21 protein-coding genes are annotated in these 23,690 nt (G+C 71.4%); 12 read left to right on the plus strand and 9 right to left on the minus strand.

What is annotated here, in order from left to right; genetic code table 11:
• The first annotated feature begins 21 nt into the window (after window positions 1-21).
• The 5 genes from OG472_RS36055 to OG472_RS36075 all read left to right on the plus strand — a co-directional run bounded on the left by OG472_RS36055 (window position 22) and on the right by OG472_RS36075 (window position 4,643).
• The gene (locus tag OG472_RS36055) at window positions 22-855 is read left to right on the plus strand and encodes a class II glutamine amidotransferase (protein WP_401605488.1); all 834 of its coding nucleotides are present in this window, start codon (window positions 22-24) and stop codon (window positions 853-855) included.
• A 111-nt stretch (window positions 856-966) separates the two neighbouring features.
• On the plus strand, window positions 967-1,386 hold the full coding sequence (locus OG472_RS36060) for an SHOCT domain-containing protein (RefSeq protein ID WP_401605491.1): 420 nt from the start codon (window positions 967-969) through the stop codon (window positions 1,384-1,386).
• A 54-nt stretch (window positions 1,387-1,440) separates the two neighbouring features.
• Window positions 1,441-3,303, plus strand: coding sequence for a glycoside hydrolase family 15 protein (locus OG472_RS36065; protein ID WP_405942476.1), 1,863 nt, complete (start codon window positions 1,441-1,443; stop codon window positions 3,301-3,303).
• Window positions 3,304-3,331: 28 nt separating this feature from the next.
• Complete coding sequence (locus tag OG472_RS36070; RefSeq protein WP_405942477.1) at window positions 3,332-4,024, plus strand: GAP family protein; 693 nt, start codon at window positions 3,332-3,334, stop codon at window positions 4,022-4,024.
• A gap of 154 nt (window positions 4,025-4,178) precedes the next feature.
• Window positions 4,179-4,643: a DUF6325 family protein gene (locus OG472_RS36075; RefSeq protein ID WP_405833109.1), complete on the plus strand. Its 465-nt coding sequence runs from the start codon at window positions 4,179-4,181 to the stop codon at window positions 4,641-4,643.
• Between the two features lie 70 nt (window positions 4,644-4,713).
• Here the strand turns inward: OG472_RS36075 and OG472_RS36080 are convergent, their stop codons facing one another.
• The 5 genes from OG472_RS36080 to OG472_RS36100 all read right to left on the minus strand — a co-directional run bounded on the left by OG472_RS36080 (window position 4,714) and on the right by OG472_RS36100 (window position 9,100).
• A complete protein-coding gene (locus tag OG472_RS36080; protein ID WP_401605502.1) occupies window positions 4,714-5,022 on the minus strand; it encodes an SHOCT domain-containing protein in 309 nt (102 codons plus the stop codon).
• A gap of 91 nt (window positions 5,023-5,113) precedes the next feature.
• A complete protein-coding gene (locus OG472_RS36085) occupies window positions 5,114-6,208 on the minus strand; it encodes a glutamate--cysteine ligase (RefSeq protein ID WP_401605505.1) in 1,095 nt (364 codons plus the stop codon).
• A gap of 145 nt (window positions 6,209-6,353) precedes the next feature.
• Window positions 6,354-7,319 carry a CinY protein gene (locus tag OG472_RS36090; protein WP_405942478.1) on the minus strand — a complete coding sequence of 322 codons (966 nt, stop codon included), beginning with the start codon at window positions 7,317-7,319 and terminating at the stop codon, window positions 6,354-6,356.
• A gap of 50 nt (window positions 7,320-7,369) precedes the next feature.
• Entirely contained in the window at window positions 7,370-7,678 is a 309-nt protein-coding gene (locus OG472_RS36095; protein ID WP_401605510.1) for an amphi-Trp domain-containing protein, read from the minus strand.
• Between the two features lie 9 nt (window positions 7,679-7,687).
• Window positions 7,688-9,100, minus strand: a complete 1,413-nt coding sequence (locus tag OG472_RS36100; RefSeq protein ID WP_401605513.1) for an MFS transporter — start codon at window positions 9,098-9,100, stop codon at window positions 7,688-7,690.
• 201 nt (window positions 9,101-9,301) lie between these two features.
• Here OG472_RS36100 and OG472_RS36105 point away from each other — a divergent pair, with 201 nt between their 5' ends.
• Both OG472_RS36105 and OG472_RS36110 read left to right on the plus strand, forming a co-directional pair.
• The gene (locus OG472_RS36105; RefSeq protein WP_361766248.1) at window positions 9,302-9,628 is read left to right on the plus strand and encodes a carboxymuconolactone decarboxylase family protein; all 327 of its coding nucleotides are present in this window, start codon (window positions 9,302-9,304) and stop codon (window positions 9,626-9,628) included.
• Window positions 9,629-9,715: 87 nt separating this feature from the next.
• The gene (locus tag OG472_RS36110) at window positions 9,716-11,146 is read left to right on the plus strand and encodes a DUF2252 domain-containing protein (RefSeq protein WP_401605516.1); all 1,431 of its coding nucleotides are present in this window, start codon (window positions 9,716-9,718) and stop codon (window positions 11,144-11,146) included.
• A 48-nt stretch (window positions 11,147-11,194) separates the two neighbouring features.
• Here the strand turns inward: OG472_RS36110 and OG472_RS36115 are convergent, their stop codons facing one another.
• The 4 genes from OG472_RS36115 to OG472_RS36130 form a co-directional block, all read right to left on the minus strand.
• Window positions 11,195-12,586, minus strand: coding sequence for a chloride channel protein (locus OG472_RS36115; RefSeq protein ID WP_405942479.1), 1,392 nt, complete (start codon window positions 12,584-12,586; stop codon window positions 11,195-11,197).
• Between the two features lie 221 nt (window positions 12,587-12,807).
• Window positions 12,808-15,132, minus strand: a complete 2,325-nt coding sequence (locus OG472_RS36120) for an FtsX-like permease family protein (RefSeq protein WP_405942480.1) — start codon at window positions 15,130-15,132, stop codon at window positions 12,808-12,810.
• Window positions 15,133-15,134: 2 nt separating this feature from the next.
• Entirely contained in the window at window positions 15,135-15,902 is a 768-nt protein-coding gene (locus OG472_RS36125) for an ABC transporter ATP-binding protein (RefSeq protein WP_401605524.1), read from the minus strand.
• Complete coding sequence (locus tag OG472_RS36130) at window positions 15,899-16,405, minus strand: PadR family transcriptional regulator (RefSeq protein WP_401605526.1); 507 nt, start codon at window positions 16,403-16,405, stop codon at window positions 15,899-15,901. The genes OG472_RS36125 and OG472_RS36130 overlap by 4 nt, the downstream gene beginning before the upstream one ends.
• A 169-nt stretch (window positions 16,406-16,574) precedes the next feature.
• Between OG472_RS36130 and OG472_RS36135 the strand changes: the two genes are divergently transcribed.
• From OG472_RS36135 to OG472_RS36155, 5 genes are all read left to right on the plus strand, one after another.
• The gene (locus OG472_RS36135; RefSeq protein ID WP_405942481.1) at window positions 16,575-17,849 is read left to right on the plus strand and encodes an ABC transporter substrate-binding protein; all 1,275 of its coding nucleotides are present in this window, start codon (window positions 16,575-16,577) and stop codon (window positions 17,847-17,849) included.
• Window positions 17,850-18,063: 214 nt separating this feature from the next.
• Window positions 18,064-19,746 (plus strand): glycoside hydrolase family 13 protein, encoded by a 1,683-nt coding sequence (locus OG472_RS36140; RefSeq protein WP_405942482.1) that lies wholly within the window; start codon window positions 18,064-18,066, stop codon window positions 19,744-19,746.
• Window positions 19,747-19,823: 77 nt separating this feature from the next.
• Window positions 19,824-21,155, plus strand: coding sequence for an ABC transporter substrate-binding protein (locus OG472_RS36145; protein ID WP_401605538.1), 1,332 nt, complete (start codon window positions 19,824-19,826; stop codon window positions 21,153-21,155).
• Window positions 21,156-21,165: 10 nt separating this feature from the next.
• Window positions 21,166-22,506 (plus strand): ABC transporter permease subunit, encoded by a 1,341-nt coding sequence (locus OG472_RS36150; protein WP_401605541.1) that lies wholly within the window; start codon window positions 21,166-21,168, stop codon window positions 22,504-22,506.
• Complete coding sequence (locus OG472_RS36155; protein ID WP_405942483.1) at window positions 22,503-23,459, plus strand: carbohydrate ABC transporter permease; 957 nt, start codon at window positions 22,503-22,505, stop codon at window positions 23,457-23,459. The genes OG472_RS36150 and OG472_RS36155 overlap by 4 nt, the downstream gene beginning before the upstream one ends.
• The last annotated feature ends 231 nt before the right edge of the window (window positions 23,460-23,690 follow it).

The following is a 23,690-nucleotide window of genomic DNA, read 5'->3' on the forward strand; positions in this document are numbered from 1 at the left end:
TAGAAACGCAGGTGATGACGCATGTGCCGATGGCTCGCGTATTCGGGAACGCCCATGCTGCTCGACACCATCCTGTACAGACCGGAACACTCCCTGATCGACCAGAGCCTCCACTCCAAGCTCGGTGTGGAGACGACGAACGGCGACGGGTTCGGCGTCGGCTGGTACACGGGAGACATCGACTCCCCGGCGCTCCTCAGAGACGTCGGTCCCGCCTGGAACAACCGCAACCTGCGGGAGATGGCGGACCACGTCCGCTCCCCGCTGTTCTTCGCGCACATCCGGGCGTCGACCGGGACGGCGGTACAGCAGTCGAACTGCCACCCGTTCCGGCACGGCCGGTGGATGTTCATGCACAACGGCGCGATCACCGGTTTCCACATGATGCGCCGGGACCTCACCCTGCTCGTCGATCCCGCCCTGTACGCCGACATCGGCGGAACGACGGACTCCGAGGTGATGTTCTACCTGGCCCTCACGTTCGGCCTGGAGGAGGACCCGCCGACCGCCGTCGCCAGGATGGCGGGAGTGGTGGAGCGCGTCGGGCACGAGCACGGGGTGGAGTTCCCGCTCCAGATGACGCTCGCCGTGACCGACGGGGAACGCGTCTGGGCCTTCCGCTACTCCAGCGGGCACGCCTCCCGCTCGCTGTTCTACAGCAGCAAGGTGGACTCGCTGCGCAGGCTGCACCCGGACATGGCGTTCCTGCAGGAGGTCTCCGACGACACCCGCCTCATCGTGTCCGAACCCCTCGGTGATCTGCCCGGCGCCTGGAACGAGGTACCGGAGAGCAGCTACGGGGTCGTACAGCCGGGCGGCGACGGGATGTTCTCCTTCACCCCGACGCCCGCATGACGCGATGCGCCCGTATGACGCGATGTGCCCGCATGACGTGACCGCTCATTCGCTTGCGCGGGGGGTTCTCGGGGCCCGCCGGGCCCGCCACGACCGACAGGAGACCGGGCCATGCAGAACGCGCTGCTCGACCTGGCAGAGGACTACGACTATCCCCTGCTGAACTTCTTCTGGACCATGATGCTGATCTTCCTCTGGGTGCTCTGGTTCATGCTGCTCTTCCGCGTCATCGCCGACGTCTTCCGTGATGACGACCTGAGCGGCTGGGGCAAGGCGGGATGGACCATCTTCGTCATCCTGGTGCCCTTCCTGGGCGTGTTCGTCTATCTGATCGCCCGAGGGCGCGGGATGGGCGAACGCGAGTTCAAGCTGGCCCGGCAGCAGGAACAGGCCTTCCGCTCCTACGTGCGCGAGAGCGCCGGGCCCACCGACCAGGCCGAGGCACTGTCGAAGCTCGCCGACCTCAAGAACCGCGGCGACATCACGCCGGCCGAGTACGAACAGGCCAAGGCCAAGGTCCTCGGTCCCTGAGAACGGACCCCGCTCTGCCTGCCCGGGCATCCCCAATCCCCTTGTGGAGGGCCGATGCGTCCCTACCCGCCGATCGCCGAGCACGGTCTGATCGGGGACCTGCAGACGTGTGCCCTCGTCTCGTCCGAGGGTGTACTCAACTGGTTCTGCTCACCCCGCTTCGACTCGCCCAGCATCTTCGCCAGCCTGCTCGACGACAGCCGCGGCGGCTACTTCGCCATCACCGCCGACGTGCTCCCCGTCTCCGACGACGAACCGCCGGGCACCGCCGAGGTCGTCAACCAGCAGCTCTACATGGCGGACACCGCCGTCCTGATGACCCGTTTCCTCACCCCCGAGGGCGTCGGCGAGGTCATCGACTTCATGCCCGTGCGCGATCCGCACACCGTCACCGACCGGCACCAAGTGGTGCGGGTCATGCGAGGTGTACGCGGGACCGCGCGCTTCAGCCTGGAGTGCCGCCCCCGCTTCGACTACGGCCGGGCACCTCACGACCTGACGTTCGACGGTGCCACCGCCCGCTTCGACGGACCCGGCATCACGGCGTACCTGCAGGCACTGGGGCCGGTCGTGCTGGAGGCCGACGACACCGACGTGTGGGCGAGCGTGGCCCTGGCCGAGGGCGAACGCGCGGCCGTCGTGCTGACCGTCTGCGACGCCGACGGCGCAGCCCCGCCGGAGGTGAACGTGCGCGACATGGTGGAGGAGTTCAACAGCGTGCGCGACTTCTGGCACGACTGGATCGGACACTGCACCTACCGCGGCCGCTGGCAGCAGATGGTCAACCGCTCCGCGATCACCATCAAGCTGATGACGTACGCACCGACCGGCGCGCCGATCGCCGCCGCCACGATGGGCCTGCCCGAGCAGGAGGGCGGGGAGCGCAACTGGGACTACCGCTATACCTGGGTGCGCGACGCCTCGCTCTCGGTCCGCGCCATGCGCGACCTCGGATTCACCGACGAAGCCAACGCCTTCCGCGACTGGCTGCTCCGGCGGCTGAAGGACGGCGGCGCTCCCAACGGCGAACCCCTGCAGATCATGTACCGCGTCGACGGCGACCCGTACCTGACCGAGGAGGTCCTCGACCACATGGAAGGGTGGCGGGGCTCCGTACCGGTGCGTTCGGGCAACGGCGCCGCGGACCAACTGCAGATGGACATCTACGGCGAGGCCATCTACGCCCTCGCCCAGACCGGACAGGTCAGCAACGTCATCGGCTACGACGACTGGCAGCGCTGCGCCGCCCTGCTGGACTGGCTCTGTGCGAACTGGGACCGGCCCGACGAGGGCATCTGGGAAACCAGGGGCGGCCAGAAGGACTTCACCTACAGCCGCCTCATGTGCTGGGTCGCCCTCGACCGCGGCATCCGCCAGGCCATGGCCACGGCCCGCCCTGCCGACCTGACCCGCTGGACGGCGGCACGGGACGCGATCCTCGATCAGATCATGACCCTCGGCTGGAGCGAAAAGCGTCACGCGTTCGTCCAGGAGTACGACAGCACCGTCCTGGATGCCTCCCTGCTGCTCATGCCCATGGTCGGCTTCATCGCCCCCAGGGATCCGCGCTGGCTGTCCACCCTCGACGCGATGGACAGCGAACTCGTCTCCGACAGCCTCGTCTACCGCTACGACCCGGAGGCCTCTCCCGACGGCCTGGAGGGCTCCGAGGGCACCTTCTCCCTGTGTTCCTTCCTGTACGTCTACGCCCTCGCCAGAGCCGGCCGTCTCCATCAGGCCCGCTACTCCTTCGACAAGATGCTCACCTACGCCAACCACGTCGGGCTCTTCGGCGAAGAGGTCGGCCTCACCGGGGAACAGCTCGGCAATTTCCCCCAGGCCTTCACCCACCTCGCCCTCATCACCGCGGCCCTCGCCCTCGACACCGAGCTCGACCAGGCCGCGAGCGCGGGCTGAGGCCTGCTCTCCGAGGGGGTGCGCCGCGATGGTGCTCGACCTGCTCCTCATCGGCCTGGCGGTCACGCTGTTCCCGCTGCCCATCATGGCCTTCGTGCTGGTGGTGTCCGCACCCCGCGGGGTGCGCAAGGGCCTGGCCTTCATCCTCGCCTGGCTGGCGTGCCTCGTGGCCGTGATCGCCATGGTCCTCTTCTTCACCGGCGGGCAGCCGCCCCCGCCCCGCTCCCCGCCCTCGATCGCGGGGCTCGTGGCCACGCTGGTGATCGGCATCGGCCTGGTCGTGTACAGCGAGCACCGGCGGCGCCGCAGCCGCCGTATCACCGCGACCGCGGATCCCTCCGTACAGGAGGGGACCGCGGCCTCCGCGGGCTCCGGGTCGTCCATGTCGTCCCGGATGGACGACGCCACCGGATGGTCCGCGGCGGCCCTCGCCGTGCTCCTCCAGCCCTGGGGGATGGTCGCCGCCGCGGCCGCCACCGTCGTCCAGGCCGACCTCTCCCACGGAGGGAGCTTCCTGGCCCTCATGGCCTTCTGCCTCCTGGCCACCTCCACCCTGCTGGCCATGGAGCTGTACATGGTGTTCGCGCCGGAGAAGGCCCAACTCGCCCTGCTGGGCCTGCGCGCATGGCTGGAACGGCACAAGGACCAGGCGATCGTCGTCCTGTGCCTGCTGCTGGGACTGTGGCTCGTCGGCAGGAGCCTCTACCAGCTCACCGGCTGACACCCGGCCGCCGTGCTCCCGTGCTCCGTCGCCCCGGCGTGAAGGTGCGGGGCCTACATACGGATGCTGCAATGAGAACAGAGCCGGGTCCGGCCACCGGCGGATTTCCCCAGCCCACACCGCCGGGCCGTCGAGGCACACGCGAGGAGTGCGCATGAGCGACGACATCGAAGACATGGGCCCCGTCGACTACGTGGTCGTCGAGTTCCCCGGGAACCGCATGACGGGCGAGGCGTTCCCCCTGCTGATCGACCTGGTGGAGAAGGGCATCATCCACCTCCTCGACCTCCGCTTCGTGAAGAAGGACGCCGACGGAACCGTCACCGCCCTGGAGCTCACGGACCTCGACGGTGAAGGGAACTCCTTCGGCCTGACCGTCTTCGAAGGCGCGTCGTCCGAGCTGCTCGACCAGGAGGACCTGGACGAAGCGGGCCACGCCCTCCAGCCGGGCAATTCGGCCGCGATCCTCGTCTACGAGAACCGGTGGGCCGCCCCCTTCGCCCGGGCCCTGCGCCGCAGCGGCGCGCAGATGGTGGCAAGCGGGCGCATCCCCGTCCAGGCCATCCTCGCCTCCCTCGACGCGGAGGAAGCCGCCGAAGGCGGTCAACCGCCGCAGTGACCCGCCCGGCGCCGGGCGGGTCGGCCGGCGCCGGGCGGGTCAGCCGACAGGGTCAGCCGGCACCAGGCGGTCAGGCGCTCAGGATCCTGCTCTTCTGCTCCGCGAACTCCGCCTCCGTCAGGATTCCCTGCTCCTTCAGCGCTCCGAGTTCCTTGAGCTGATCGATCTTGCTGCTCATGTCGTCCGCGACCGGCGGAGCAGCAGCGGGGGCGGGCGCGGCGTACTCCTGCGGGGGCTGAGCGTACTGCTGCTGCGCAGCGGCTTGATCGTCCTGCGCGGCCCACCTGCCCGCCTGGCGCCGCGACACGCGGTTGGACACCGCCGTCGCCGTACCGGCGATCACCGCGGTGCGCGCTACTCCTCGAAGAAGACCAGGCACGTCGTTCTCCCTTGCTGACGGGGCCGGGCCGGGAAGTCCAGCCGCCGGCCGTCCACTCCACTGCTTCCAGCATCGCACCTCGACGGGCGGCTCACCCGGTGGTGGCTCCGGCGGTGATCAGGGCCGCGACCGCCGGCAGGCCGGCCTCGGCCAGGGCCCGGCGCTGGCGGTCGGCCGAGGTGCCGTGCCGCAGGAGCCGGTGAAGGAGCGAGCTCACCTCGCGGAAGTCGCCGTTCTCCTCGAGGGCGGGGCCGATGTGCCGCAGCAGCGCGCACAGTACGTCCCCGCTGCTCCGCAGCCGGCCTCCCGGGTCCATCAGCGTGCTGCTCATCCCGTGCCGGGCCGCATGCCAGGTCGCGGCTTGGAGGATCTCCGGCCGGCAGGGCGTGGGAGCGGCTCCCGCCTTCTCCTCGGCGATCGCGGTGGCGGCGAGCGCGCGGACGACGCCGGCGAGCATGACGGCGTCGTCCGCCTCCAGCTGCACGTCACAGCAGCGCACCTCGATGGTCGGGTAGCGCTCGGAGAGCCGGGCCTGCCAGTACAGCTGCCCCCGGTCGGGGATCAGCCCGGAATCCACCAGCTCGTCGGCCCGCGCCTCGTAGTCCGCGAACCCGTCGAAGTACGGCGGCGGGCCGCTGACCGGCCAGCGCCCGAAGATGATCGTGCGCCAGCTGGCGAAGCCGGTGTCCCGCCCGTCCCACAGGGGCCCGTTCGAGGACATCGCCAGCAGGGTGGGAAGCCAGACGCGCAGCCGGTTCAGGACGGCCACTCCGGTCTCCGGGTCGGGAATCCCCACGTGGACGTGCATGCCGCAGATCAGCTGCTCGTCGACCAGCAGGCGGGCCTCTCCGCGCATCTTCAGATACCTCGCCGTGCTGGTGACGGGGACCGGGAGCACGTCCCTGACCGGCGCGGTGGCGGAGATCGCGATGCGGCAGCCGTGGGCCTGGGCGGCGGAGGCGACCGCGTGGCGCAGCCGCAGGAGATGACCCCCCACCTCCTCCAGGGCCGTGCACACGGGGGTGGCGACTTCGATCTGTGCCTGGAGCAGTTCGTCCTGGACCTCTCGCGCGTCCGCGATCGGTGTGAGGCTGGCCGTGGCACGCACCTCCTGCACCAGCGGAACGGGAAGGAGCGTCTCCGGGTCGACCAGCAGGTACTCCTCCTCGACCCCAAAAGTGATCATGAGGGGTGGCTTACCCAGAACCCGCCGAGACCACCCAGCTGACAGCTCAGTTCGGCGTAATAGGGGAAAAACTACCGCTCTTCGCGTCACTGTGGCACCGGTGGGACGGCCAGGGCGCAACCGGGTTCGTGGGCCGCAACCGGGTTCAGGGGCAGCTCGACTCCGGGTCGTCGTGGACCAGGGCGCAGATCATCTGCTCGCCGCGCCGGTGGTCCGGATAGGCCGTGAGCAGTTCCGCCTTGAAGTCGTTCCACTGGCGGGTGATCTCGGCGGTGGCCCCGGACACGGCGTGTCCGAAGTTGTCGCCGGTCCTCGAGCGGGGGGACGCGGGGGTGTCCTTGTTGAGGCCTTGGTTGTGAGTGACCCGGCCGGCGCAGTCCTCGGCCTTGACGCCGGTGGAATCGAAGTCGGAGTAGCAGCCGGTCGTGAGGTCCGCGGGTATGCGGGCGCGCGCGTCCCGGGTCCAGTCGGCGTCGTCCATGGCGCTGTAGCGGCGGATGTCGAGGAAGGGGGCGACATCGGTACGGGCCAGTCCGGGCGGATCGGCGAGGCTCACCGGACCGGGGGCGGCCTGGTCGGACCAGTTGGAGTGCGAGTAGAAGTCCTCGAGCTGGTGCCAGCCGCGGCCGAGCTGTTCCAGGACGTCGCACTTGGCGCGGTCGGACGTCTCCTTCCACGTGCAGGGGGAGGAGAGGTCGCTCTGGTCGGCCCGGACCCTGCCGTCCGCGTCGACGAGGCCGTCGGCCGCCCGGACCGCGTTCCGGAAGCGCGCGACGGAGGTACGGATGCAGGCGAGGAGCTCGGTGGTGGCCTCGTCCCGGCTGCGGGGATAGTGCTGGACGTAGCGGGGGGCGAGGTAGTCGGCGTTGTCGCAGTGCAGCGGGCCGAGGGCGAAGTATCCGCCGTGGTCATTGGCGTTGACCGCCCCGTCGCGGGCGCCGGCCATCGCGGACAGGGTGACCGGCTCCCAGGGCAGGGCCGCCCGCGTGATGTCCTCGTGGTTGTCACCGGTGAACGCGAGCGCGGGACCGGGCGGCGCGGCGCCCAGCGCGATCACGAAGACGGCCGCGACGGTCGTCCGCGTCGGGCCGGGCAGCAGGCGGTGTGACACGCGAAGCTCCCGTCGTACGAGTCATCCGGAGCCGAAGCCCCCCGTCGCGGTCACGAGGTCCGGGCCGCCTTGCTCCGGCTCCGGGCCGGCCGCTTCGTCCGTGCCGGTGCGGCCCCGGTCTGCGCGGTGGGCCACTTGAGTTCGACCTCCAGCTCGACCTGCCCGTCGCCGACTTCGACCTCGATTTCGGTGGCGACCTCGTCGGGGACCTGCAGACTCAGCGTTCCGGAGCCGAATTCCAGTTCGACGTCGCCGCCCTGCCTCAGCGCCTCCGCCAGTGCGGAGAGCTGGTCGGCGGCCTCAAGGCGCGACAGCGACCCCTTCTGCTCAAACTTGAGGTCCTTCACGATGTCTCCCATTCCGTTGCGCTACGTGGGTTCATGAGACGGGGGAGCGGTGCCCGGCCCCGTGTCCCGGGGAAGGAACACCGCGGCGGCGAGGCCGGCGAGCCCGAGGACGGCCAGGGTGATCATCGAGGCGGCGTAGGCGCGGGTGGTGAGGCCGGCGACGAGGATGGTGCCGGCGATCGCGGTGCCGAGCGACGAACCGAGGTTGGACACGCTGCGTGAGAGCCCGGAGATCTCGCCCTGCTGCTCCTCGGGGAAGCTCGACTGCACGACGTTGACCGAAGGGGTCAGCATCACACCGAGTCCCAGGCCGATCAGCAGCAGTCCGGGGGCGAAGGCCCAGGCGCTCGGAGAGCCGCTCACCATGGCCAGCAGCACGGCGACTCCGGCGGTCGTCAGCACGAAGCCCGCCATGATGAGGGTGCGCTGGGCGTACCGCTCCGCCAGGCGTGCGGCGGCCAGTGACGTCACGAGCAGGCCGAGGGTGGCCGCCGTGAAGATCACGCCGGTCTGGATCGCGTCGTATCCGCGCACGACCTGGAGGTAGGCGGCGACGACGAACGACGTCCCCATGAGCACCAGCCACTGCACGTTCTGCGTGACGAGACCGAGATTGGACGTGCGGTTGCGGAACAGGCTCGTCGGCAGGAGCGGCTCCTTGCCGGCCCGCTCCTTGGCGCGTACCGACAGGAAGAACCACAGCAGCACGAGCGCACCGAGGACGATCAGAGCGAGCATGAGCCAGACGTTGTCGTCTGCTGCCAGGATCCCCGTGACGAGGAGGACGAGCCCGACGGCGGAGAGGACCGCTCCACCGGTGTCGAAGGGGCGCGTGGGATCCGGCGGCAGGGGGTCCCTGATCCGGCGGCTCAGCATGATGATCAAGGCGATCACCACGGCCTGGAACACGAAGGCCGCCCGCCAGCTGATGGCCGAGGTGATGAGTCCTCCGATCAGTGGCCCGGCGGCCGCGCCGATGCCCCCCAGCGCCATGATGGTCCCGAAGGCGCGGGCGCGTGAGGTGGTTTCCGTGAAGAGCAGCGTCGTGAGGATGTAGACGGGCGGGATGAGCAGCGCCGTCCCGACACCTTCGAGGATCGAGTTGCCCAGGATGAGGACGCCCAGCCCCGGGGCGGCGGCGCTCAGCAGGGCGCCGACACCGTACACGGCGAGACCGGTCAGGAAGCACCGCTTGCGTCCGTAGCGGTCGGTCAGCTTGCCGCCGGGGATCATCAGCGCTGCCATGACCAGGAGGAAGATCGTGATCGCGATCTGCACTCCCTGCACGGTCGTGTCGAGGTCCTCGCTGATGTCGTTGATCATCACGTTCATGTTCGAACCGGCGAAGCTGCAGATGAACTGGGCCAGGGCGAGCGGGGCCAGCACACCGCGCAGGGCGCCGGGCGCACGTCCCGGGGTATCGGCTTCGGCCACCGGCGTTGCTCCCTTCTGCGCTGCCTCAAGACTGCGCCGCGGCCCGGCCCGCCGCACTCCGGATCGGCAGGATTGCGCCCCCATGCGCCGTACCCGGTGAGGTTCTAGGGTGGAGACGAAGGCATGCCGGTGGTCACGGCCATGCTCTCCCCTCGCTTTGCCCCGTGCTCGGGCGGGACCACACCCCGGAGGACGTGCACCATGTCCACTGCATCCGACACCCCTGTCCTGGACACCCTCGCCGCGATGACGGTCGACTCGCTCGAGCGGTGCGGCTTGGCCCCGGACATGCTCCTGATGACCCGTATCGCTGCCCTCGCGGCATCGGACGCCCCGCCGATCTCCTACGCCGCACACATCGACCCCGCCCTCCAGGCCGGCCTCACCGCCGAGCAGTTGCAGGACGTACTGGTCGCCATCGCCCCCATCGTGGGCACCGCCCGCGTCATGACGGCAGCCGGCAACATCGCCACGGCGCTGGGCTTCGCCATCGCCGTCGCCGAGGCCGAGATCGAGGCCCAGGGCTGACAGGACGACGCACGGCAATCACCGGACGGCGCGCGGGCAGGGCGCCGTTCCGGTGCTGAGGACGCAGGTCCAGACAGGAGCGCAGCGATGTCCCAGAGCGCGACCACCTCGATGCGCGCGGTCCCCGGCAGCACACCCGAGGAACGCGCGGCCCAGGGCAAGGAGGCCCGGAGCCGCTCGCCGCGGTCGGGGCACGCCGTGTACCGGCCGTCTCCGGACAGGCCGGATCCGTTGGCGATCCTGGAGGAGCAGTCCGAGGTCCGGGTGCCCGAGCTGGTGCCGATCCGCTACAGCAGGATGTCTGAGTCGCCGTTCCGGTTCTACCGGGGAGCCGCCGCGATCATGGCGTCCGACCTGGCCGGCAGTCCCGACTCGGGGGTCACGGTCCAGCTGTGCGGGGACGCGCACCTGCTGAACTTCCGGCTGCTGGCCTCTCCGGAGCGGCGGCTGATGTTCGACATCAACGACTTCGACGAAACCCTGCCCGGACCCTGGGAGTGGGACGTCAAACGACTCGCGGCGAGCTTCGTCATCGCGGGCCGGGCGAACGGCTTCGACGACGCCGAGCGCGCGGGCATCGTGAGCGCTGCCGTGCGCTCGTACCGCGAGGCGATGCGCGGCTTCGCCGGCATGGGAAACCTCGACGTCTGGTACGCGAAGATCGACGCGGACCGCCTGGAGGCCCTCACCACGGATCAGCTCGACAAGAGCGGACGGAAGAAGCTGGCCCGTGCCCTGGAGAAGGCCCGTTCGCGGGACACGCTGCAGGTCTTCGACAAACTCACGGAGCTCGTCGGCGGCCGGCCGAGCATCGCGGCGGACCCCCCGCTGCTGGTACCGCTCGCGGACCTGCTGCCGGACGTCGAGCGCGGGGAGCTCGAGAGCCGGTTCCGCCGCCTGCTGGACTCCTACGGCCTCACGATGGCGAGTGACCGGCGGGCGCTCCTGGAGGACTACCACCTGGCGGACGTGGCCCGCAAGGTGGTCGGCGTCGGCAGCGTCGGAACCCGCTGCTGGATCCTGCTGCTGCTCGGCCGCGACGGCCGGGACCCCCTCTTCCTGCAGGCCAAGGAAGCCGACACCTCCGTGCTCGCCCCCCACATCGGCACGAGCAGATACCGCAACCAGGGCGAGCGCGTGGTCTCCGGACAGCGGTTGATGCAGGCGGCGAGCGACATCTTCCTCGGCTGGGAGCGGGTGGACGGGATCGACGGCAAGCAGCGCGACTTCTACGTCCGCCAGTTGCGCGACTGGAAGGGCATCGCCATGCCGGAGACGATGTCGCCCGCGCAGTTGCAGACGTTCGGCGAGGTGTGCGGCATCACCCTCGCCCGTGCGCACGCCCGGTCGGGCGACCGGATCGCGATCGCCGCGTACCTGGGACGCAGCGAGGCCTTCGACCGGGCGCTCGTCACCTTCGCCGAGGCGTACGCCGACCAGAACGAACGCGACCACCAAGCCCTGGTCGACGCGGTGCGCGCGGGCCGGCTGCCGGCACAGGAACTGCCGGGCGCCTGACCGCGTCACGCCGCACTGCCCTCAGGATGCCGTCACGGCACACTGCCCTCAGGATGCCCCGGCCGCTTCGGGGCGGCCGTCGGTGTCCGCCGACTGCGCGGCGAGCGGAGCGGGCGGATGCGCCGTGCCGGCCGGGAGCAGTTCGGTCGTGGCGAAGGAGATCACGGCCGCGAGGATTGCGAGGGGAATCATGGCGGAGCTGCCCATCAGCAGCACCACGAGGACCACGCTGCTGACCGGGAGCCGCATGACGGCCGCGGTGGCCGCGGCCATGCCCGCCGCCATGGCCGGTACGGCGCCCAGGCCGGGCAGGGGAGCCAGTACGACTCCGGCTGCGGCTCCGAGGAAGACGGCGGGGAAGATGGCGCCGCCGCGCATGCTGCCCAGGCAGAGGGCGTAGGCGATCGTCTTGAGGAGCAGGACGGCGATCAGCGCGCCGATGCCCCAGGCCTGCGGGTCGGCGGCCAGCTCGCCCAGGGTGGTCTGGCCGGAGAGAGCGACGTCCGCGGGCGTGCGGCCCGTGGCCAGGGCGTAGACGGCGGCGCAGGCCGCAGTGCCCAGCGCGCACAGGACGGTGCGGGGCAGCACCCGGGCGGAGACGAAGGCCGCGACCCGTCGGCCCGCCTCCAGGACCGGGTTCAGGAGTACGGCGAGGACGAGGGCGATGAGTACCGTCCAGAGAACGTCCGCGGGGTCCAGGCGCGGCAGGGGCGTGGGCAGCGTCAGGTTGAGGCTGCCGGTCTCCAGGCCGGTCCAGTGTCCGAAGCCCGTGAAGACCAGGGCCCCGATCCCGCTGGAGAGCAGGGCCGGGAGCATGACGGCGAAGAGCTGGGGACCGCCTATCCCCGACAGCTCGATGAGGAGTACGGCGGCGATCAGCGGGTTGCCGAAGATCGCCGCGATGGCGGCCGCCGCACCTGCCGCGCCCAGCAGCGCGGTGGTCTGAGGGGTCGCCGGGGTCCGGGTGAGGTCCCGGAAGAGCAGGGCCAGGCCGCCGCCGAGGGCGACCAGCGGTGCCTCCGGTCCCAGGACCGCGCCCAGGGGCAGGCTCGCGGCCGCGGCGAGCACCACGCCCGGCAGCGCGTCCGGGTGCGTCGCGCCCGCGTGCAGGCCGCCGGCGGGTATGTGGCCGCCCCCGCCGGTGAGCCGGCCGGCGATCAGGCCGACGATCAGGCCGGCGATCAGCAGCAGGGGCAGCGGCCACCACCAGGGGGGCGTGTCCCAGCCCAGGCGGTGCGGAAGGTCCGACCAGAAGACGTTCTGCAGCTCGTGGAGTCCGACGAGGAACCAGAACGCGATGAGCGACACCGGAATGCCGATGAGGGCCGAGTAGACGAGGATCACGAGGTAGCCGGGGGCGTGGAGGATCTCCCGCAGCCGGTCCGCCTCGTGCGGCTGACCGCTGGGGGCTTCGACGGGTCGAGGACTCGGCTCCTTCATGGAAAGCCTTCTTCCTGACATGTGGCCGCGAGGTCCTTCGGGGCTGCCGCCGGAGCTGCGGTGCGCCAGAGGCAGCCCCCTGCGCCGCCGGCCGTACGCCGCCGCCGAGGCGGCCGAACCCCTCGTCTCGATGATCCCTCCGGCCGGCGGTATCCGCCGCCGGAAGGCTCGTGGCCGCTACACCCGGTCCGGGTACGGCTCTCCAGGGCGGCCCCGGAGGGTCAGAGCGTCTCGCTCAGCGAGTCCGCCAGGCGCCGCCGTGCCGCCCGTGTCGCCGGGAGCGCCGCCGCCGCCACCGCACCCAGCACCGCCCCGACGATTACCGTCAACAGCACGGGAAGCGGGGGCAGTTGCGCGATCCCCGCACCGATTCCACTCGACGCGCCCTGTTGGTCCACCAGCCAGCTTCCCGTCAGCGCGCCCACCGTCGTGCCCACCACGGCGGACACGAGCGCGGTCAGACCGGCGGCCGTCACGATCATCGATCCGATCTGCCGGGGCGTCAGCCCGATCGCCTTCAGCGCGAGCAGGTCGCGGCCCCGGTCGCGCACGCCGGTGCTGATCAGCGTCAGCAGTTCGGTCAGCCCGATCAGTGCCAGCACCGCGATCAGGGCGGCGATCACTCCGCGGGCCGGCTCCAGCCGGCCGGCCGGATCGGGCGTCTCCCGGATCTCCAGCGTTCCGCCTGCCGCCGCGGCGAGCGTGCCGCTCACCGCGCGGGGGTCCGCCCCCTCGCGCAGCACCAACGCGTGGAAGGCGGGCCGCAGCTGCGGATCGCGCTCCTGCAGGGCGTCGATGGTCGTGGTGATCACCCGGCCGCCGGATTCGGGTTCGATGGTGCGGCCGACGAGGTGGAGGATCTGCGGCCGTCCCCCGACCGTCATCCGCACCCAGTCGCCGACCCGCACCCCGAGGAGATCCAGCAGTCCCTGCCCGGCCACCGCCTCGTCCGGCCCGCCGACCGCGCGCCCTTCCACCACCGCGGACGGATACGGGTGCAGGGCCGTGCCCAGCCCGCGGAGCGTGATGGTGTCGGTCTGCCCCGGCACGAGCGCCGCCATCTCCGCGCCCGGGTGGACCGCGGCGATGTCCGGGATCGCCGAGAGGGTCTTCTCCAGCTCCGAGTCCGACGGCCCGGCGGGCTGCTGGGCCCGTACGGTCAGTGCTGCGGGCAGTCCCATCTGCGCCGGCCGGCTGCGGAACTGGTCCAGCGTCGACCAGGCGACGAGGGCGACCGTGATGAGCATCAGCGGCAGGGCGAGCCGGGCCACCGGTATGACCGTCCGGCCGCGGCGCGCGAACGCCGCACGCCACCCCAGGACCAGGGCCGGGGGGACCCGCATCCCGAGAGCCCGCCTGCCGAGTGCGGTCATCGGTGCGGCGGAGGGCAACGCGGCCCGTGCCACCGGCACCGGCGGCACCCGTCCGGCCCGCCAGGCCGAGAGCCCGGTGGCGGCCGCGATCAGCAGCACCGCACCGCAGGGGATGCCGATCATCAGCGCGGTGTGGCCGGGCAGGTCCTCCCACACCGCCGCCGCCTCGCCGATCCGCCCCGGTATCCGGGCGCCCAGCAGGGCGATGGCCGCCGTGCCGAGGGCCGTGCCGAGGAGCGCGAAGGCCAGGTGCTGCACGAGGAACCCGCGGGTCACCTGGCCGGGCGTGAAGCCCACGGCCTTCAGGATGGCGATGTCCCTCAGCTGCCCGCGGACGCGGGCGCCGATGGCGCCGGACGCGGCGAGCGCCGCCGCGAGCAGCGCGCCGAGCCCGAAGACGGCGAACATCTGCCCGAGGAGCTGGTCGTCGCCGCCTGCCTCGGACCTCGTCTGCTGCCACTTGGTGACCTGGGCCACCCGGTCGGCACCGAGGACGGTCACGGCGCGCTGGACCATGAAGTCGGTGTCGTTCGGATCCTCCAGGCGCAGGCCCACGCTCTGCCCGGTGTCGCCATGGGCGATCTCGTCGAGGGCGCCGGGGAGCACCCAGCCGATGCCCGGTCCGCCCCCGGGCCGGTAGCGGGGCTCGGCCACCTCGGCTATCCCGCTCACCTGCAGCGCGTGCGGGGCGCCGTCCGGGCCGGTGACCCGCACCGTGTCGCCCGGCTCGGCCCACAGCGCCCGCGCGACGGAACTCTCCAGCACGACGGCGTCGGCCCCGGTGCCGCCGTCCGGTCGGGCCAGCCAGCTGCCCGCGGTGACGATCGGCCGCCCCGTCTCCGGGGGCTCCACCGCGGCCGCGCGCAGCGTCATCCCGGCCCGCGCGCCGCGCGACTCGACGGTCGTCGCGGCTGTGCGGTAGGGCCCCGAGAGGGCGGCGATCCCGTCCACGCGGGTCAGGGCGTCCATGTCCGCCCCGCCCCGGGTGTGCAGCCAGATGTGCGCGCCCTGGGACTGGTTGAAGATCCGCTGCCAGGGGTTCGCGGCGTAGCTGAACAGCGCCCCGGCCAGGAGGAGCGAGGCGATGATCCCGGCGCTGGCCAGTACGACGAAGAGGGCTTCGCCGCGGTGCGCGCGGAGGTCGGCGTGCGCCCAGCGCAGAGTGGCCCGCACGGTCACTCCTTCAGTTCGAGTACGCCGCGGACGCCACGGGCCGGCTCGCGGCGCCCGTCGCCGAGCTGTGCGTCGTCGGCTATGCGCCCGTCGAAGAAGCTGATGACGCGGTCGGCGGCGCTGGCCATCCGGGCGTCATGGGTGACCATCATGATCGTCTGGCCGCGCTGGTGGAACCGGGAGAGCAGTCGCAGCACCTCGCGGGTGCCCTTGCTGTCGAGGCTGCCGGCCGGCTCGTCGGCGAGGAGCAGTGCGGGGTGGTTGACCAGCGCCCGGGCGAGCGCGACCCGCTGTTGTTCGCCGCCCGACAGCTCGCCGGGCATCGACCGCTCACGGCCTTCCAGACCGAGTTCGGCGAGCAGTTCGGCGCGGGAGTCACGGGCGGCCTTCGGGGAGACGCCGGCGAGGAGAGCGGGCAGTTCGACGTTGTCGGCGACGGTGAGGTTGGAGACCAGGTTGAAGAACTGGAAGACGACGCCGATGCTGCGTCGCCTGAGGACCGCCCAGCGCGCCTCGCGGTACTCGTCGACCCGCTGCCCGTCGATCCAGAGCTTTCCGCCGTCGGGCCGTTGGAGGCCGCCGATCAGGTGCAGCAGCGTCGACTTGCCGGCCCCCGAGGGCCCGGTGACCGCGACGAACTCGCCCGGCCGGACGGCCAGGTCCACCCCGCGCACGGCGTGCACCGGGGCGCCCTCGCCGTGGTGCGTCTTGGTGAGGCCCTCGGCGCGGACGATGGGTACGGCAGGAGCGGTGGTGGCGTCGTCGCTCATTCCAGCTCCTCCTGGCAGCGTTCCAGCCAGTCGAGGTCGGCCTGCAGGTGCAGCATGGCGCCCTCGATCAGCAGTTGGGAGATCTTGTTGTCGCGGTCCTCGGCCGCGGCCAGCTTCGACAGGTCCCGCATGGTGTTGAGGTACTGCCGCCGCTGCTTGTTGATCAGCGCGACCGGGTCGGCCAGACCCGACTCCGGCGCGAGAGCGAGCTTCATGAAGAACTCGTCCCGTACCCGGGGCTCCTCGGCGGTGTCCTCGAACCAGGCCAGCACGGCCTCGTGCCCGGAGTCCGTCAGCCGGTACGTGCGCTTGTTGGGCCGGCCCGACTGCTCGACTTCCTCGCCATCGATCAGACCGCTCTTCTCCAGCCGGCCGAGGGTGACGTAGACCTGGCCGACGTTGGGCTGAGGGTACGCGGCGCCCAAGAGCTTCTCAAGGTCCTGCTTGAGCTCGTAACCGTGAGCAGGGCCACGGGCGAGGAGTGCCAGGAGCGCCAGCCGCACTCGCTCCCCCCTCCTTCCCGCTCCGTAGTCGACTGTTCACTCGGCATCGGGCCAGTGGCCACCGCCACCCGTCTTGTCTGCCTGGGCGTCTAGTATCGCCCATGCCTAACGGGTATATATAGGCCGCGATGGTCGGCGGCGAAGCCGGATCGTGCACTGGGAGGAACCTATGCGGTGGATGCGTGCCGCGGGTAGAGCTCTCCTGGTCGCGGCGGTGGTGCTGGCGGGATACTCCGGTTTCGGCGTCCGTGCGGACGCGGGCGCGGCCTCCGGGGCCCGCGGCCCCATGACGCTCGTCACGGCGGGCGACCTGACCGACTACCTCTCCCCGCTGCTGGACGACTGGAACGACGGCCATCCCGGCGAGCGCGTCACGCTCGTCGAGCTGCCCGACTCGGCGGACGAGACCCGGGCCCAGATGATCAGCGAACTGCGATCGGACAACAACCGGTTCGACGTGCTGAACATCGACGTCGCCTGGACGTCCGAGTTCGCTGCGGCCGGATGGATCTCCCCGCTCCGGCGCGACCGCTTCCCCCTGGACTCCTTCCTGCGGCCGGTCGTCGACACCGCGACCTTCGACGGCCGGCTGTACGCGGTCCCGTACGTCACCAACGCGGGACTGCTCTACTACCGCAAGGACATCCTGGGCGAGGAGGGCGAGGAACCGCCGCGCACCTGGGCGGAACTCGCCCGCCAGGCACGCACGATCGCCCCGAGGCACGGGCTGGACGGCTACGCCGGCCAGTTCCTGCCCTACGAGGGGCTCACCGTCAACGTCACCGAGGCCGTGCACTCGGCGGGCGGTTCCATCCTGCAGGGCGACGGCGCCCGGGTGACCGTGGACTCCGACGCGGCGCGCGCCGGACTGCGCTTCCTCGCGGACGGCGTGAGGGACGGCTGGATCTCCCGCGACGCGCTCGGCTACAAGGAGGAGGAGTCCCGGCAGGCGTTCCAGGACGGCCGGCTGCTCTTCCTGCGGAACTGGCCCTATCTGTACGCGGACGCGAGCGCGGAGGGGTCGAAGGTCGCGGGCCGGTTCGGCGCCGTGCCGTTGCCCGGCCCCGACGGGCCCGGCACCAGCGTGCTGGGCGGCTCCAACCTCGCCGTCAGCAGCAGTGCGCGGCATCCCGCGTCGGCAGCCGATCTCATCTCCTACCTCACGAGCGAACGGGTCCAGCGGCAGGTGCTCACCGAGGGCTCGCTGCCACCGGTGCGCGCCGCGCTGTACGAGGACCCCGAGCTGATCCGCGCCTATCCGTACCTGCCGACGCTCCGCCAGAGCGTGCTGTCGGCGGCGCCGCGCCCCAAGAGCCCGCGCTACGACCAGGTGAGCCTCGCCGTGCAGGCCGTGGCGCAGGACCTGATGGCGCTGCGCCAGACACCCGAGCAGGCGGTGGCGCGGCTGGCGCGCGAGCTCGGGACCATCTCCCGCAAGCGCTGATCGCACTCCGCCACCTCCCTCAAGGGCTCCTACTTACATGTTAAGTAGGAGCCCTTCCTTTTGCATCTGGGCATTTCGCCACAAACCATCCCAGCTTTCGGTTGTTTATGGACACATCGTTGACACCTTCCAGTCGCCGCTACTTAACATGCATGCATAACAGCGCACCTGATCCAGGGCGCTCTCGCATTCAGCAGAAACAGGTCGACGCGAGATGCTCAGCACCCTTCCGGCCGGCTCCGGCCACCCCTCCCGCACCGCCCCCACACCCCACCCCTGGTGGCGCGACGCGGTGATCTACCAGGTCTACGTCCGCAGCTTCCTCGACAGCACCGGGGACGGCATCGGCGACCTGGCCGGCGTACGGGCCGGGCTTCCCTACCTCAGGAAGCTCGGTGTCGACGGCATCTGGCTCAGCCCCTTCTATCCGTCACCGCAGCACGACCACGGCTACGACGTCGCCGACTACTGCGGAGTCGATCCCGTCTACGGCGACCTCGCCGAGTTCGACCGGCTGGTGGCCGACACCCACCGCCTCGGACTCAAGCTGCTGCTCGACATCGTTCCCAACCACTGCTCCAGCGAGCACCCGTGGTTCCGCGAGGCACTCGCCGCAGCGCCGGGCAGCGCGGCGCGCGCCCGTTTCCACTTCGCGCCCGGCCGCGGCCCGGACGGGGAGGAGCCGCCCAACAACTGGCGCGCCATGTTCGGCGGTCCCGCCTGGAGCCGGACCACCGAGCCCGACGGCACTCCCGGCGAGTGGTACCTGCACCTCTTCACGCCCGAGCAGCCCGACCTGAACTGGCGCGACCCGGCCGTGGGCGACGACTTCGAGCGGGTGCTGCGCTTCTGGCTGGACCGCGGTGTCGACGGCTTCCGGATCGACGTCGCCGCCGGACTGTTCAAGCACCCCGAGCTGCCCGACTCGGACGACCCCGGAGCCGACGAGCGGGCCCGCGACGCCGTCAACCAGCTGGCGTGGAACCAGCCCGAGGTCCACGACGTGTGGCGGCGCTGGCGAGCGGTCTGCGAGGAGTACACCGCCGGGGACGGCCACGAGCGACTGCTGGTCGGCGAGGTGTCCGTGCCGACCGCACGCGAGCACGCCGAGTACGTCCGCCCCGACGAACTGCACCAGGCGTTCTTCTTCGACCTGCTCAGCGCACCCTGGGACGCCGACGCCTTCCGCGCGACGATCACCGAGGCGATCCGCGACATCGCCGGCACCGGCTCCACCGTCACCTGGGTCCTCAACAACCACGACCAGGTCCGCACCGTCACCCGCTACGCAGGCGAGCCCGGGGTGGAGGGCAGCGGACTGGGAGCCGCCCGCGCCCGCGCAGCGGCCCTCCTCATGCTCGCCCTGCCCGGCGCCGCCTACGTCTACCAGGGCGAGGAGCTCGGCCTCCCCGAGGTCCTCGACCTGCCCGACGAGGTCCTCACCGACCCGATCTTCCGCCGCACCGGCAGCCGCAAGCACGTGCGGGACGGCTGCCGCGTGCCACTGCCCTGGTCCGGACACGCCTCCCCGTTCGGCTTCAGCCAGGCGGCGGTCGGCGCCAAGCCGTGGCTGCCGCAGCCCGAATGGTTCGCCGAGCACGCCACCGACCGCGCCCTGGCCGACACCCGTTCCTTCTGGCACCTCTACCGCGACGGCCTCCAGCTGCGGCGCACCCTGCCGCAGCTCGGCGACGGCACCCTGCGCTGGCTGGACGCGCCGGCGCACGTACTGGCGATCGCCCGCGGCGAGGGCCTGGTCTGCGCGGTGAACTTCGGCACCGAGCCGGTGCCCGCCCCGGTCCTCGGGGCTCCGCTGCTCGCCAGCGGGCCCTGTCCCGACGGGGTGCTCCCCGCGGCGACCGCGGCCTGGTGGGCGGGCGAGTACCCGGCCCCGTAGCCCGTAGTCCGAAGACCCCGAGACCTCACCTCCCTCCGCCCCCGCCCAGCCCCCTGACCTCCTCGAAAGGACTCCTCATGCGACGACCCAGCAAGACGACCCGTCGGAGCGCCGCCACCGCGACGGCAGCCCTCGCCCTCGCCCTCGGCACCACCGCCTGCGGCGGCACCACCGGACCCGCGAGCGGCGGCGAACTCAGCGGCCAGACCGTCACCGTGGCAGGCGTCTGGACCGGCGCCGAGCAGCAGAACTTCAAGAAGGTCCTCGACGCCTTCACCGAGAAGACCGGCGCCAAGACGGTCTTCGTCCCCTCCGGCGACAACGTCTCCACCTTCGTCGGCAGCAAGATCGAAGGCGGCAACGCGCCAGACGTGGTGATGGTTCCCCAGGTGGGCGTGCTCCAGCAGTTCGCGAAGGAGGGCTGGCTCCAGCCCCTCTCCGACCAGACCGTCCAGACGACCGGATCCACCCTCGCCCCGGTGTGGAAGAACTACGGCACCGTCGACGGCACCTACTACGGCCTCTACTTCAAGGCCGCCCACAAGTCCACCGTGTGGTACGCCCCCGAGGCCTTCGCCCAGGCCGGCGTCGGCGAGCCCAAGAGCTACAGCGACATGCTGAAGACCGGCCGCACCCTCGCGGACTCCGGCCGCCCGGCCTTCGCCATAGCCGGCGAGGACGGCTGGACCCTCACCGACTGGTTCGAGAACATCTATCTCTCCCAGGCCGGGCCGGAGAAGTACGATCAGCTCGCCCAGCACAAGCTGAAGTGGACCGACGAGAGCGTCGTCAGGGCCCTGACCACCCTCGGGGAGCTGTTCAAGGACAAGCAGCTCGTCGCCGGCGGCGCCCAGACGGCACTGGGGACCGACTTCCCCTCGTCGGTCGCGCAGGTGTTCGGCCCCGAGCCCAAGGCGGGCATGGTCTACGAGGGCGACTTCGTCGGCGGCGTCGCCAAGGGGCAGTTCGGCAAGAAGCTCGGGCAGGACGCCAAGTTCTTCCCGTTCCCCTCGGTCGACGGCGGCAGGCCCCCGGTCGTCAGCGGTGGCGACGCGGCGGTCGTCCTCAAGGACGGCAAGAACGGAAAGGCCGGCATGAAGCTGGTCGAGTTCCTGGCGAGCGCCGAGGCGGCTTCCGTCTGGGCCGGCGCGGGCGGCTTCCTGTCCCCGAACAACGAGGTCGACTTCGCCACGTACAGCGACGACACCACGCGCAGCACCGCCAACTCGCTGATCGCGGCGGGCAACTCGATCCGCTTCGACATGTCGGACCAGGCCCCGGCCGCGTTCGGCGGCACCAAGGGCGCGGGCGAGTGGAAGCTCCTCCAGGACTTCCTGCGCGACCCCTCGGACGCCCAGGGCACCGCCGCGAAGCTCGAGGCCGAGGCCGCCAAGGCCTTCGGAAACTGAGGCGCCCGCCATGGCTGACACCATGACCGCCCATCCCGCGGCCGACGGGCGGCGCCGGGCCCGGCGCGGGAGGCGCCGCCTCGCGGTCGTCTTCGTCCTGCCGGCCCTCCTGCTCCTCGGCGCGCTGGTCGTCTACCCCGTCCTCTTCTCCTTCGGCCGCAGCCTCTTCGACGCGGACGGCGACCGGTTCGTCGGAGCCGCGAACTACGCGGCGATCGTGCAGGACCCGGCCACCCTCAAGGCGATCCGCAACAGCGCCGTCTGGGTCGTCGTCGCCCCCACCCTGCTCACCGGACTCGGGCTGATGCTCGCCGTGCTCACCGAGAAGGTGCGCTGGGCGACCGCGTTCAAGCTCGTGCTCTTCCTGCCGATGGCCGTCTCGTTCCTCGCCGCGGGCATCATTTTCCGGCTCGCCTACGACCAGGACCCGGACCGGGGCGTGCTCAACGCCGCCGTCGTCGCCGTCCACGACGGTTTCGACGACGCCTCCGCCTACCCGACGGCCCGGGCCCGGGAGGGCCACGGTCTGACGGGCGCGGCGGGCGGCCCTTACAGCACGGGGAGCACCGTACGGCCCGGGGGCTCGCTCAGCCTCGGGTTCATCGGGGTCGCACCCGACGCGATGCCCGCCGATGCGAAGGCCGCTTCGGACGCGGCCGGCGCGGCGCCCGGCGCGGATGCGATCGGGGGCGTCGTCTACCTCGACTTCGCCCCCGGCGGTGCGGGCACCCCCGGCAGGGTCGACCCGGGTGAGAAGGGGCTGCCCGGCATGACGGTCGAGGCCGTACGGGACGGCAGGGTGGCCGCGACCGCCACCACGGCGGAAGACGGCTCCTTCCGCCTCGCCGGGCTCGCGGACGGCGACTACACCGTCCGGCTGCCCGCGGCCAACTTCGACGCCCCCTACCAGGGCGTGAACTGGCTCGGCCCCGCGCTGGTGACGCCGGCCATCATCGGCGCCTACCTGTGGGTCTGGACGGGCTTCGCGATGGTCCTGATCGGCGCCGGCCTCGCGGCCATCCCGCGCGACGCGCTGGAGGCCGCCCGGATGGACGGTGCCACCGAGGGCCAGATCTTCCGCAAGATCACCGTGCCGCTGCTCGCGCCCGTGCTCACCGTCGTCTTCGTGACCCTGGTGATCAACGTGATGAAGGTCTTCGACCTCGTCTACATCATCGCCCCGGGCCCGGTGCAGGAGGAGGCGAACGTGCTGGCCACCCGCATGTGGCTGGTCTCCTTCGGCGGTGGCAACGACCAGGGGCTCGGCAGCGCGCTCAGCATGGTGCTCCTGCTGCTGGTCGTCCCGGCAATGATCTTCAACGTCCGGCGTTTCCGAAGGAGTGGAGCATGAGCCGCCACAGCACCGTCGAGCGGCGCGGGCCGTCCCGGCGGACGACGGCGCTCCGGCCCGTCGCCCCGTCCCCGTCCGCCTCCGCGCCGGCGTCCGCACCCGGACGGCGCCGCGGGGGCCGGCTGTCCCGCCTCCTGGGCAGTTCCGTCGTCCAGGGCATCCTGATCCTGGTCGCCCTCGTATGGATCACTCCGCTGGCGGGCCTGCTCCTGTCCTCCATGCGCTCCGAGCAGGACAACGCCACCGAGGGCTGGTGGACCGCGCTCACCGATCCGTCCCAGCTGTCCCTGGACAACTACAGCGCCCTGCTGAAGGACTCCGGCATGGCGTCGGCCTTCTGGAACACCGTCCTGATCTCGGTGCCGACCACCGTCCTCGTGGTCGCCATCGCGGCACTCGCCGGATACTCCTTCGCGTGGCTGGACTTCCCCGGCCGGGACGGCGTCTTCCTGGTGGTCGTCGGGCTCCTCGTCGTGCCCGTGCAGATCGGGCTCCTGCCCGTGGCCAAACTCTTCGGCGCGGTGGGACTGTTCGGCACGGTCACGGGCGTCGTCCTCTTCCACGTCGCCTACGGGCTGCCGTTCGCCGTCTTCCTGCTGCGCAACTACTTCGCCGAGATACCGCGCGAGATGCTGGAAGCCGCCCGGATGGACGGCGGCAGCGAGTGGCGGATCTTCTCCCGGCTCGTGCTGCCGCTCGGCCGGCCGGCCATCGCGAGCCTGGCCATCTTCCAGTTCCTCTGGGTCTGGAACGACATGCTCGTGGCGCTGCTGTTCGCGGACAGCGAGTCCCAGCCGCTCACGGTCGCGCTGCAGTCCCAGATGCGGCAGTTCGGAAGCAACATCGGCGTCCTCGCGCCGGGGGCGTTCCTGTCCCTGGTGGTCCCGCTGATCGTCTTCTTCGCGTTCCAGCGCCACTTCGTCCAGGGCGTGATGGCGGGCTCGGTGAAATAACCGCCCCGCCCCCTCCCCAGCGCCGGCCCTGCCGTCGGTGTCCCTCCCCGGGACACCGACAGCAGGGCCTGCGCCGTCTCCCGGCGGCCCCCGTCTCCGCCTCGGCCAGAGCCCGGCGCCTTCCATCGCCGCAACCTCGGGTTGCCGGACGCTGTTCCATCGATGCTGACCTCCGGGCGAGGCAGTGGGGGCGGGCCGGCGGTCGCCTGCACGGTCCGAAGGCTCTCCGAC

This window comes from Streptomyces sp. NBC_00207 (assembly GCF_045160965.1).
Classification (GTDB): domain Bacteria; phylum Actinomycetota; class Actinomycetes; order Streptomycetales; family Streptomycetaceae; genus Streptomyces.